This window comes from Kribbella voronezhensis (genome assembly GCF_004365175.1).
Lineage (GTDB): Bacteria > Actinomycetota > Actinomycetes > Propionibacteriales > Kribbellaceae > Kribbella > Kribbella voronezhensis.
Window position 1 is genome coordinate 4,757,783 of record NZ_SOCE01000001.1, and the last position, 11,743, is coordinate 4,769,525.

The following is an 11,743-nucleotide window of genomic DNA, read 5'->3' on the forward strand; positions in this document are numbered from 1 at the left end:
TCCCTGACAGCTACCGAGCGAGGTGCTGCCCCGGGGCATTCCCGGGCAGATCGCGGGGCATCGTAGGGAAGCCTGTGGATGACGAGTCGTGCTGGCTCCGAGTCGGTTTATGGTTACTGGTTGTGCCCAGCCACGTGTTTGTCGACGAGAGCAAGGTGCGGGGACTCCTGGTCGCTGCCGTCGTCTGCCCCGCCACCGCGGTGAATTCTCAACGACGAGCGATGGCGGGTCTGTTGATGCCGCGGCAGCGACGAGTGCACTTCACGAAGGAATCGACAGCTCGGCAGCGGCAGATCCTCGACGTGATCGCTGGGTTCGAGGTGAGTTTCCGCTTGTATCAAGCGGATCGCAACGATGCTTCCGGTCGTCGGGCATGTCTGTTCGCCGTCGTCGAGGACGCGGCCGACCACGCCGAACGGCTGGTGGTCGAGCGTGACGAGACGACGGCCGACTTCGACCGCCGGGTTCTGTACTCCGCCACGCGAAAGCACGGCTGCACTGAAACTCTGCACTACGAGCTGCTGCCGCCCCATCAAGACCCGATGTTGTGGATCCCCGACGCTGTGGCGTGGGCATGGGCCAAAGGCGGCGATTGCTAGGTTCCCGCGGCTCAGTCAACAAGGTCTAGACACGCGAAACCCGGCTCGCCAACCGTCCGGATGACTGCCGGGTTCACTTCCCGAGGGCTATTGCCCTGAGCTACCCACAGACTACACCTCGACCTGGACCGCCTGCACCGGAATTCCCTCCCAGATCCACCAAGTGCAGGAGTGGTGCGTTCGGGCAGTCTTGTCTGATTGCATCAGACGGGATCGGTGAACGAGATCGGCTTGCCGGTGGCGCGGGCGTAGGCGATCTCCCTGCTGGTGGACTCGCCGATGTACCCGCCGGGGTTGACGACCAGAACGCGGTCAGCCAGGTCGATCTTGCGCAGGTGGAGGGCGCCCAGTGCGGTCTTCTGCTCGTCGGTGATGGACTCGCTTGCTTCGTCATCTTCCGCGCGCGGGAAGACGCCTGGCGCGACGACGATGGCGCCCGCAAAGGTCAAGTCGCGGTTCGCCGCACGCATCTCGTCCACGAACCGGGTAGAGCCGCAGATGCACACGATTTCAGGTCGGTCAGACACAGCTCGGTCCTTCGGGTCTAGCGGGAAACCGTCGCGCGCGCGTCGACCTCACGGACAGAAACACGAGCCAACAGCTTACGCAGCGAAAGCAGCCAGTTGCCGGCACCAGGTACATCGCACCTGGCAGCGCGCACCCGGCGCCCTCGCCGTAGCACCAGCCCCAGGCGACCCGCACCCGGGCGCGAGCCGCGACGGAGGAGCGGCGGAACAGGGGTGGGCGGGAGCGACGACGCAGGAGTCGCGTGGGGGTAGTAGGCCCAGCCCTAGGCGACCCGCACATGCGCACGAGCCGCGACGGAGGAGCGGCGGACAGGGGGTGGCGGGAGCGCCGACGTAGGAGGTGCGTGGGCGTAGTACGAGCGTCTGACTTGTGCGGTGGGTTGTTGGGGGTGTGCGGGGCGTGTTGGATGAAGGATGGGTTTGCCCTTGACCCGCGTGCTTGGCGTGGGTAACTTTCGCGTGCGGGGGCACGGTTGTAATTCAATTACCTGAGGGGTCCGGTATGTCCGCCTTGCGCCGCTTCGCCATTGCCAGCCTTGCCACTGCGACCGTCGGAGCGTTGGTGCCCGCGGTCGCGGTCAGTGCGCCACCACCTGAGGCGCGGAAGCCTCAACCGATCAGCACCTTGCAGCAAGCGACCCAGGCGATCAAGGGGATGTCGCTCGAGGACAAGATCGGGCAGATGTTCGTCCTGTTCGCCTACGGCCCGGACGCGAACCAGCCCGACGCGCGCAACACCGCGCTGTACGGCGTGGCGACGCCGGCGGAGGTGGTCGCGAAGTACCACCCAGGCGGCTGGATCTACTTCAACGCGCGCGACAACGTGCAGAACCCCACCCAGCTGGCCACCTACAGCAACCAGCTCCAGACGGCGGCGGTGAAGCAAGGTCTCCACCTCCCGCTGACGATCGCCACCGACCAGGAGCAGGGCGTCGTCGTGCGGATCGGCCCGCCCGCCACCCAGTTCGGCGGCAACATGGCGCACGGCGCCACCCGCAACACGGCCGACGCCCGCACGGCCGCCGGTATCACCGGCCGCGAGCTCAAGGCGATGGGTATCCGCGAGGACTACGCGCCGGTCGCCGACGTGAACGTGAACGCGCTCAACCCGGTGATCGGCGTACGGTCCTTCTCGTCCGACCCGAAGCTGGTGTCGGACATGGTCGTCGCCCAGGTGCAGGGATACCAGAACGACGCCGGTATCGCAGCGACCGCGAAGCACTTCCCCGGCCACGGTGACACCGTCGACGACAGCCACACCGCGCTGCCGACGATCAACCACACCCGCGAGCAGTGGGAGACGATCGACGCGCCTTCGTTCAAGGCCGCGATCAAGGCCGGGATCGACTCGATCATGACCGCGCACATCGTGGTTCCGTCGCTCGACCCGTCGGGTGACCCGGCGACGCTGAGCAAGCCGATCCTGACCGGCGTACTGCGTGGCGAGCTCGGGTTCAAGGGCCTGATCGTCACCGACGCGCTGGAGATGGCGGCCGTTCGGGCCAAGTACGGCGATGCCGAGGTGGCCGTGCGCGCGATCGAAGCGGGCGCCGACCAGGTGCTGCTGCCGCCGGCTCCGGACGTGCAGTTCAAGGCGGTCCTGGACGCGGTGAAGTCGGGCCGGATCAGTGAGCGCCGGATCGACGAGAGCCTGCTGCGGATCCTGCTGATGAAGATCAAGAACGGCGTACTCTTCCAGCCGTTCGTCGACCCGGCGAAGATCGCGACGACAGTCGGTACGCCGGCCAGCCTCGCCACCGCGCAGAAGATCGTCGACAAGAGCATCACGCTGGTCAAGAACAACAACAGCACGCTGCCGCTGAGCAAGACCCCGCGCAACATCCTCGTCACCGGCTGGGGCGTCAGCACCACGCAGTCGCTGGCCAACAGCCTCACTGCCAGAGGAGCGACGACGACAGTCGCGCAGACCGGTGCAGCCCCGACAGACGCCGCCATCGCGGACGCAGTGACGAAGGCGCAGGCCAACGACGTCACCGTGGTGCTCACCCAGAAGGCGTGGGACACGAAGGTCACCGACAAGCTGGCCAAGCAGCAGAAGCTGGTGAAGGACCTGCTGGCCACCGGCAAGACCGTGATCGTCGTGGCCGTCCGCGACCCGTACGACATCGCGTACTTCGACGACGCACCGACGTACCTGGCCACCTACGGCTACGCGGCCGTCTCGATGGAGTCGCTGGCCAAGGTCCTGTACGGCGAGATCGCGCCGACCGGCAAGCTCCCCGTCGACATCCCGGTCGCGGGTCAGCCGCAGACCCCCTTGTACCCCTTCGGCTACGGATTGAGCTGGTGAACCCCAAGATGAAGAGACGTTCCCTGCTCGCCGGAGCCGGCGCCCTCGCGGCGGCCCCGCTACTCGAGACCCAGGCAGCTCAAGCGGCACAAGCCCAAGACGCCAAGCAGAAGGGAGTCCTGACCGGCGCCCAGGTGCTGGCGAAGGACGACTGGAAGGCGCTCGCCGGGCAGAAGGTCGGCGTGATCAGCAACCCGACCGGCATCCTCGACGACCTGAGCCACATCGTCGACACCATGCACGCGTCCGGCAAGGTCAACGTGGTCGCGGTCTTCGGGCCCGAGCACGGCTTCCGCGGGACGGCCCAGGCCGGCGGTTCCGAGGGCGACCACATCGATCCGCGCACCGGGATCATGGTGTACGACGCGTACGGCGCGGCCGCCGACAAGCTCGCCACGCTCTACACGAAGTCCGGCGTCGAGACCGTCGTCTTCGACATCCAGGACGTCGGCGCCCGGTTCTACACCTACATCTGGACCATGTACGAGGCGATGCTGGCCGCCGTCCGCACCGGCGCGCGCTTCGTAGTACTGGATCGGCCCAACCCCACCGGTGGCTATGCGCGGGGACCCATGCTGAAGCCCGGGTACACGAGTGGTGTCGGCAAGCGGGAGATCATCCAGCAGCACGGGATGACCGTCGGTGAGCTGGCCCGCTTGTTCAACGCGGAGTACCTGCCGCTGGACACGAACGGCGCGCGACTCAAGGAGTTGCAGGTTATCGAGGCGAAGGGCTGGCGGCGCGATCAGCTGTACGCCGACACGGGGCTGACCTGGGTGATGCCGAGCCCGAACATGCCGACGCCGGACACCGCGCTGCTCTACCCGGGCCTGTGCCTGTTCGAGGCGACCAACATGTCCGAGGGCCGCGGCACTACCCGGCCGTTCGAGCTGATCGGCGCGCCGTACGTCGACTACAAGTGGGCCGAGGCGTTGCACGCGAAGAACATCCCCGGCGTCGACTTCCGCGAGGCCTACTTCACGCCGTCCATCAGCAAGAACGCGAACGTGCTCTGCGGCGGCGTCCAGGTCCAGATCACCGATCCGCACCGGGTCGAGGCGATCCTGGCCGCGACGCACATGATCGTCGAGGCCAAGAAGCTGTACCCCGGTTTCGCCTGGCGTACCGGTGACAACCCGCCCGGCCGCTGGATCGACCTGCTCACCGGCTCGGACCGGTTCCGCACGATGCTCGACGGCGGCGCCACCGCCGAGGAGATCGTCGCGGCCTGGCAGAGCGAGACCGACGCCTGGACCGCGCGCCGCGCGAAGTACTTGCTCTACAAGGGAGATCACCGGTGAAGCTGGTCAAGCTGGTCGCGCTAACCTCTACCCTGATGCTCACCATGACCACCCCGGCAATTGCCTCTGGCAACAAATCTGGCCGCTTCGACCACCCGTACGACGGGTACGCGCCGAAGTCCACCCTGCTGCGCGACGCGACTCCGCAGAAGGCCGGCCTCGACCCCGCCCCGATCGACGCGGCCCTGGCCCAGGTCGCGGCCTGGACCAAGCCGAACGGCACCGCACACCCCCTGTACGCCGGCGCGGTCACCCTCCTCGGCCACGACGGCAAGATCGTCACCCGCAACGCCACCGGCATGGCGCTCAAGTACGCCGATGGCAGCGGCACTGAGCTGCCCGCGGACCAGCAGATCCCGATGCGCACCGACACCATCTTCGACATGGCGTCGGTGTCGAAGCTCTTCACGTCGATCGTGATCCTGCAGCTGGTCGAGAAGGGCAAGGTCGACCTCGACACCCCGATCGCGACGTACGTTCCGGAGTTCGCCGAGAACGGCAAGGCCGCGATCACCGTCCGGCAGGCGCTCACGCACACCACCGGACTGCCCGCGTTCCTCCCGTTGTGGAGTGACCAGCCCACGCCCGAGCTCCGCCTGCACGAGGCGCTGACGGCCAAGCTGGTCAACGCGCCCGGCAGCACTTACCTGTACTCCGACCTGAACCTGATCTCGCTCGGCGAGCTCGCGCACCGGGTCACCGGCAAGACCCTGGACAAGCTGGTCGCCGACGGCATCACCAAGCCGCTGCAGATGCGCGACACCGGCTACAACCCGGATGAGAAGAAGAAGCCGCGGATCGCCGCCACGGAGTACCAGACGGCTCCTCCTCGCGGCATGGTCTGGGGCTCGGTCCACGACGAGAACGCCTGGTCGCTCGGCGGTGTCGCCGGCCACGCCGGAGTCTTCAGTACTGCGGACGACCTGGCCGTGCTCGCCCAGACCTTCCTCAACGGTGGTAGCTATCGCGGCGCCCGGATCCTCAAGGAGAGTTCCGTCACCGCGATGATCACCAACTTCAACCAGGGCTTCCCGGGCAACGACCACGGCCTCGGCTTCGAGCTGAACCAGCGCTGGTACATGGGCGGCCTGTCAGGACCCCGTACGGCGGGGCACACCGGCTACACCGGTACGTCGATCGTGATCGACTTCGACTCGCGCTCGTTCGCGATCCTGCTCACCAACCGGGTGCACCCGAGCCGCAATTGGGGCAGCAACAACCCCGCCCGGAGGGCCGTAGTACAAGGGCTTGCGTTGTCGCTCGGAGTAGGACCGCAGCACGGCAAGGACGCGTGGTTCTCCGGGACGACGGACGCCAGTACGACGACGCTCGCGGTGCCGGTCGCCGTACCGGCCGAGGGTGCGAAGGTGGCCTTCGATCTGTTCGTCGACACCGAGGACTCGGATCTGCTGTATCTGGAGAGTTCGACCGACGGATCCACCTGGACCAAGGTGCCCTTCACCGTGATGGACCGCGGCACCGTGATCGACACGGACGGGTCGATCAGCGGCTCCGGCGACCGGCACTGGCACCAGGTGTCGGCGGAGCTCGGAGCGGGGCAGCAGACGCTGCGCTGGCGGTACACCTCCGACCCGCTCTACCAGGGCCGCGGTGTTTATGTGGACGGGGTCAAGATCACCTCCGGACACCAGCTGCTGTTCGACGGAGAACGAAACCCGGAATCATTTGTCGCTTCCGGTTGGAGACTTTCGCGTCGATGACCCCATTGGGTGCTTAGTCGCCGTACGGTGGCGTCATGACTTCAGTTACCTCTCCAGAACCCACGGGGCCGCTGCTGGTCCGGGTCCGCGCGGTGATGCCCGCGCTGGCCCCGGCCGAGCAGCGGGTGGCGAACGCGGTCCTCGCGGACCCGGGCGGAGTGGCTGCGATGACGATCTCCGAACTGGCCGAGGTGGCCTCCACCTCGGAGACCACGGTCATCCGGTTCTGCAAGCAGATCGGCGTCCCCGGCTATCCGCAGCTCCGCCTGCAACTGGCGGCCCAGTCGGCCACGGAGAGCATGCGCCCGGAGGTCGGAGGCGACATCGAACCGGGGGACTCGCTCGCGGACGTGGTCGGCAAGGTCGCCTTCGCGGACGAGCGGGCGGTCCGGGAGACCGCTCAGCAACTCGACGTCGACGCGCTGGCCAAGGTCGTCGCCGCGGTCGCCAAGGCGCCCCGGGTCGACCTGTACGGCTCGGCGGCCAGTTCGTTCGTCGCGCTCGATCTGCAGCAGAAGCTGCACCGCATCCGCCGGGTGGCGTTCGCCTGGTCGGACGTGCACGTGGCGCTGACCAGCGCGGCCCTGCTCGGCGAGGGCGACGTCGCGATCGGGATCTCCCACACCGGTACGACGGTGGAGGTGATCGAGGCGCTCGAGGAGGCCGCCAGGCACGGCGCCACCACGGTCGCGGTGACGAACTTCCCGCGCTCGCCGCTCGCGCACACCGCGGACCTGGTGCTCACCACCGCGGCCCGCGAGACGACGTACCGGTCCGGGGCGATGTCGAGCCGGATCGCGCAACTCACCGTGATCGACTGCCTCTTCATCGGCGTCGCCCAACTGGTCCTGCCGGACGCCCAGAAGGCGCTCGAGGCCACCGCGAACGCGGTTCGTCGACACAGGGTCAAAGGTCCTGTCAATGATCAACAGAATTGAAATTCCTTCAGTAGAAAACTAACATCATCACTGTGATCACACCCACGGAGCAGCGCAACCCCAGGACGCTCGCGATCGATGCGGTGGGCACCACCGAGATCCTCCGGATGGTGAATGCGGAGGACGCTCGTGTCGCGGGCGCGGTGAGTGCGGTGATCCCTGATCTCGCGCGGGTCGTCGACGCCGGTGTCGAAGCCGTCCGCAACGGCGGCCGCGTGCACTACTTCGGTGCCGGCACGTCCGGCCGGCTGGCAGTCCTCGACGCGGCCGAACTGCTGCCCACCTTTCGGGCGCCGGACGATCTGGTGATCGCCCATCACGCCGGCGGGATGGAAGCCCTGCTCCGGGCCGTCGAGAACGTCGAGGACTCCGAGGAGGGCGGCGCCGCCGACGCCGCCGAGGTCACCGGCAAGGACCTGGTGATCGGACTGGCAGCCTCCGGTACGACGCCGTACGTCGCCGGAGCGCTCAGTGCTGCCCGGGCGGTCGGTGCCACCACCGCGCTGGTGACGTCGAACCCAGCGGCCCCACTGGCGGCGTACGCGGACATCCTGATCGCCGCGGACACCGGTCCCGAGGTGATCGCGGGGTCCACCCGGCTGAAGGCCGGTACCGCGCAGAAGATGATCCTGAACGCGTTCTCCACCACGCTGATGATCAAGCTCGGCCGCACCTGGTCGAACCTGATGGTCGACATGGTTGCCACCAACAACAAACTCCGCGGCCGGATGCTGCGGATCCTGGGGGAAGCGACCGGCGCCGACCAGGAGGCCTGCGCTGCAGCGCTGGCGGCGACGGACGGTGAGCTCAAGCCCGCTCTGGTGCACCTGCTCACCGGCTGCCCGGTGGCGGAGGCTCGCGAGGCTCTCGAGGAGTCGGGCGGCCGGGTCGCGCTCGCCCTCGGCCGGTTGACCACGGCGCGGTCCGACACCGCCTGAGCTTTTCAAACGTTTGCCCTCGGGCGATAAACGGTTGGAGTGCGCTGCCCGCTCCTCTCTACAGTGAGCCGGGTGAGCACCTCTGAGCTGGTCGATCCGCACGATGCCGAAGCCTTCGACGCCTGGTACGACGTTCACCGGGCGGCGACGGACGACGGGCGGGAGTTCGCGGTCACCTGGGCCCGCGAGGAGATGCGGGCCGGTCTGCTGACCGAGTCGGCGTACTTCGGCAAGGAGATCTGGGCTGTCCGGGACGAGGCGGGGGCGATCGCCGGCACGCTGTATCTCGACTTCCCGCTGAAGGACAACACCTCGGTGATCCAGGCGGGCATCGGCGTCCGCGCCGACGTACGCCGTCGTGGCTACGGGACGCAGCTGGCGCGAACCGTGGCTGAGCGGGCCGCGGAGCTCGGGCGGACCGTTGTCCAGGGGCAGCTCGATGTCCCCATCGATGGTGGGCCGACACCCGCACAGGCCTTTGCTGCGGCCAATGGATTGACCGTCGCGAACGTCGAGGTGCACCGGATCCTGGAGTTGCCGCTCGCGGAGGAGTTCCTGTCCGGGCTCGCGGAGAAGGCCGCCGAGCATCACCAGGGCTACCGGCTGATCAGCTGGCAGGACCGTTGCCCCGACGAGTACGTCGACGCCTATGCGGCGATGCAGGCCACTTTCGAGCTGGAGGCCCCGATGGGTGATCTCGAGGTCGAGGCAGCCGTCTACGACGCTGCCAGGGTCCGTGCGGGTGAGGAGCAACGAGTCGCTCAGGGCCGCAACGGCTGGATCACGGTCGCACAGGCGCCCGACGGCACGATGGCCGGCTACACCGAGCTGTACGTCGGCGTGCACGACCCACTCAACGCCTACCAATGGGGCACGCTGGTCGCGCCGGCTCACCGCGGCCACCGGCTCGGGCTGGCGCTGAAGGTCCGCAACCACCTCGAACTGCAGCGCAGCCACTCCGAGCGGCGGATCGCGCACACCTGGAACGCCGAGCAGAACACGGCGATGAACGCGGTCAACGCCGTCCTCGGCTTCCGGCCGGTCGAGCTCGCCCAGGAGCTGCAGCGCCGAATTTGAAAAAAGTTCGCCGTCGCGTGTTCTGGAACAGTCCGCAAAATGCTTGCTTAACGACCGGAAGGGATCCCTTCATCGGGATCCCTTTGGTCGTGTTTCCTAACCGGTTGCTGTTGATCCAGCGGTTTCGAAGCGAAGTGAATGCTTGAGTTCGGTCGCTTTGGAAATGGTGCCGCAAGGTTGGCCGGGGGTGGCTGGAAAAGCCATTGGGACACCATTGCGAACGGTAGTGGGATCATCACTTTAGGTCCATAGCGGGACCGTCGGATCGTGTCGTATGGTCACGTCATCGCCAGGCCTTGGTGGGGGACTGGTGCTCTGAATCCTTTGTGTTCAAGGCGAACTTCGGAGCTCGGATGACCATGGACGGTACTGTCGTGGTGCCCGGAACCACTATGGGTGCCCAGTGGGTCGACGACGTGCTGCTGGCCGGTGATGCCAGTGACGTCTGCTTTTCGCTACCCGCGCCAATTGATCGATCAATGCTGCGCCGGCTGGTCCGGGACAGGCAATCCGAACTGGCTGATTCGGGATTACGTCCCGGTGGCGCCGCCGCTTTGCGTTTACCGCCGTCAATGGCGTTCATCACGCATTTACTGGCGGTTTGGCGGTCCGGCGGGCAGGCGATCCTGCTCGATCACCGGCTGACCGATTACGAGGTCCGCCGCGCGATCGAGCGGCTGGTGCCGCAGGTCGTCGTCTCGCCTGAGCGGCCGGTCCCGTCGGGGCTGCGCACGTTCGTCGAGGTCGACACCGCCGTGGCCAGCTACTCCGGTCATCCGGCCAGTACGGCGCACGCCGTCGTCCAGCTCAGCTCGGGCTCGACCGGCCCCTCCAAGGTGATCGGCCGGACCGCCGAGGACCTGGTCGAGGAGGTTCTGCGCTACACCCAGATCGACGGCGTACCGCAGCGTGGTGAGCGGATCATCCTGCTCCCGTCGATGGTGCACGTGCTCGGTCTGGTCGGCGGGCTGATGTACGGCCTGCATGCCGGCGTCACGCTGGTTCCGCCGGCCCGGCTGACCGGTGACGCGATCCTGCAGGCGATCGCCAGTGGCAGTGCGCCCGCGACGGTGCTCGGCGTCCCCTTCCACATCGGCTTGCTGGCTTCGGTGAACGAGCCGCCGGTCCTGCCGCAGTTCAAGCGGATGACGACCGGTGGTGAGCTGGTGCCGGCGTCGGTCGCGAAGGCGTTCGAGCAGAAGTTCCAGGTCCCGCTCGGGAACATGTACGGGATGACCGAGGTCGGGGTGATCGGCACCGACCTGTTCGGCCGGCACCGCCCGGAGATCCAGCCGGCGCCGGGGATCGAGGTACGGGCTGTCGACGGTGAGCTGCAGATCCGGCGGCCGGAGTCGCCGTACCTGGGGCTGTCCGATCCGTCCCGGTGGGCCGACGGCTGGTTGCGGACGAAGGACGCGGGCGTGGTCGATCCGGAGACCGGGCTGGTGTCGATCAAGGGCCGGCTGGACTCGCAGGTGAGTGTCGGCGGGCTGAAGGTCGACCTGACCGAGGTCGAGTACACGATCGGGACCTTGCGGGGGGTCGAGGCCGCGGTGGTCGTCTTCGACGGCGCGATCACGGCCTACCTGCAACTCAACGAGCGGCGCGACATCGCCCGGATCGAAGCCGAGCTCGCCCAGCGACTGGCGTCGTACAAGCGGCCGCGGAGTGTGCGGATCCTGGATCAGTTGCCGCGGACAACGACCGGGAAGCTGGTCCGCGACGTCACCGTACTGCGCAAGGCCGCGCCGTGATGCTCGGTCAACCGCACCTCGGACGTTGTCACCGGTACTGCGATCGCCAGCACGGCGTCTGCCTGCAAAGGCAACCGCAGGACGGCGAGCTGCGGCTCCGACGGAACGGTCGTCGCCCCGTCGACCGGCATCACGCGACGCAGCCCGGAGCCACGCAACCCACGCCCCAGCGCCTTGCCCACAGCCTCCTTGGCAGTCCACAGCTGGAGGAACGCTTCGAGCTGGTCGGGCTGCTGCCGCAACCAGGTCAGTTCGACGGGATCGAACCAGCGCCGGGCCATCCCGTCGACCTCGAACTCCCGACGACTCTCGAGATCGACCCCCAAAGGCCCGCGACGACTGGCCGCCACGGCAACCAACCCACGCGCGTGGCTGAGGCTCACCGCAAGCCCCGCGACCACCGGCCGCCCAGATTCCTCATGTCCCACTTCCCCTTCGCCACCGAGCGATCTGGCGAGGGCGAGGAGGAGGGCGTGGGCGGCCGATCGCTGGTCTTCGTTCTCCTCGACCGGCGACACCCAGACGTGCGCGGGGTCCAGATCGGACTGCCCGTGTTCTTTCACAGGAAGAAGGTATC

Annotated in this window: 10 protein-coding genes; 8 read left to right on the top strand and 2 right to left on the bottom strand. The window is 67.5% G+C overall.

What is annotated here, in order from left to right; all coding sequences use genetic code 11:
- Positions 1-74 precede the first annotated feature (74 nt).
- Positions 75-599 carry a hypothetical protein gene (locus EV138_RS22310; protein WP_133980742.1) on the top strand — a complete coding sequence of 175 codons (525 nt, stop codon included), beginning with the start codon at positions 75-77 and terminating at the stop codon, positions 597-599.
- A gap of 203 nt (positions 600-802) precedes the next feature.
- Here EV138_RS22310 and EV138_RS22315 read toward each other — a convergent pair whose 3' ends face one another.
- Positions 803-1,126, bottom strand: coding sequence for a hypothetical protein (locus EV138_RS22315; protein ID WP_133980743.1), 324 nt, complete (start codon positions 1,124-1,126; stop codon positions 803-805).
- A 502-nt stretch (positions 1,127-1,628) separates the two neighbouring features.
- Between EV138_RS22315 and EV138_RS22320 the strand changes: the two genes are divergently transcribed.
- The 7 genes from EV138_RS22320 to EV138_RS22350 all read left to right on the top strand — a co-directional run bounded on the left by EV138_RS22320 (position 1,629) and on the right by EV138_RS22350 (position 11,166).
- Positions 1,629-3,437 carry a glycoside hydrolase family 3 protein gene (locus EV138_RS22320; RefSeq protein ID WP_133980744.1) on the top strand — a complete coding sequence of 603 codons (1,809 nt, stop codon included), beginning with the start codon at positions 1,629-1,631 and terminating at the stop codon, positions 3,435-3,437.
- Positions 3,438-3,445: 8 nt separating this feature from the next.
- Entirely contained in the window at positions 3,446-4,738 is a 1,293-nt protein-coding gene (locus tag EV138_RS22325) for an exo-beta-N-acetylmuramidase NamZ family protein (RefSeq protein ID WP_133980745.1), read from the top strand.
- Positions 4,735-6,459, top strand: coding sequence for a serine hydrolase domain-containing protein (locus tag EV138_RS22330; RefSeq protein WP_238158287.1), 1,725 nt, complete (start codon positions 4,735-4,737; stop codon positions 6,457-6,459). Before EV138_RS22325 ends, EV138_RS22330 begins: the two co-directional genes overlap by 4 nt.
- A 35-nt stretch (positions 6,460-6,494) precedes the next feature.
- Entirely contained in the window at positions 6,495-7,397 is a 903-nt protein-coding gene (locus EV138_RS22335) for a MurR/RpiR family transcriptional regulator (protein WP_112243103.1), read from the top strand.
- A gap of 32 nt (positions 7,398-7,429) precedes the next feature.
- Positions 7,430-8,335: an N-acetylmuramic acid 6-phosphate etherase gene (gene murQ, locus EV138_RS22340; protein ID WP_133980746.1), complete on the top strand. Its 906-nt coding sequence runs from the start codon at positions 7,430-7,432 to the stop codon at positions 8,333-8,335.
- A gap of 72 nt (positions 8,336-8,407) precedes the next feature.
- Positions 8,408-9,412, top strand: coding sequence for a GNAT family N-acetyltransferase (locus EV138_RS22345; RefSeq protein WP_133980747.1), 1,005 nt, complete (start codon positions 8,408-8,410; stop codon positions 9,410-9,412).
- 392 nt (positions 9,413-9,804) lie between these two features.
- Positions 9,805-11,166 (top strand): class I adenylate-forming enzyme family protein, encoded by a 1,362-nt coding sequence (locus tag EV138_RS22350; protein ID WP_133982061.1) that lies wholly within the window; start codon positions 9,805-9,807, stop codon positions 11,164-11,166.
- On the opposite strand, the gene EV138_RS22355 is transcribed toward EV138_RS22350, so the two are convergent.
- Positions 11,097-11,729, bottom strand: a complete 633-nt coding sequence (locus EV138_RS22355) for a 4'-phosphopantetheinyl transferase family protein (protein WP_133980748.1) — start codon at positions 11,727-11,729, stop codon at positions 11,097-11,099. The two genes, EV138_RS22350 and EV138_RS22355, sit on opposite strands and share 70 nt — an antisense overlap.
- Between the last annotated feature and the right edge of the window lie 14 nt (positions 11,730-11,743).

Bases quoted from the DNA above. Each gene is read 5' to 3' on its own strand.
- EV138_RS22320 (WP_133980744.1), top strand. From the start codon at position 1,629: ATGTCCGCCTTGCGCCGCTTCGCCATTGCCAGCCTTGCCACTGCGACC.
- EV138_RS22325 (WP_133980745.1), top strand. From the start codon at position 3,446: ATGAAGAGACGTTCCCTGCTCGCCGGAGCCGGCGCCCTCGCGGCGGCC.
- EV138_RS22335 (WP_112243103.1), top strand. From the start codon at position 6,495: ATGACTTCAGTTACCTCTCCAGAACCCACGGGGCCGCTGCTGGTCCGG.
- EV138_RS22350 (WP_133982061.1), top strand. From the start codon at position 9,805: ATGGGTGCCCAGTGGGTCGACGACGTGCTGCTGGCCGGTGATGCCAGT.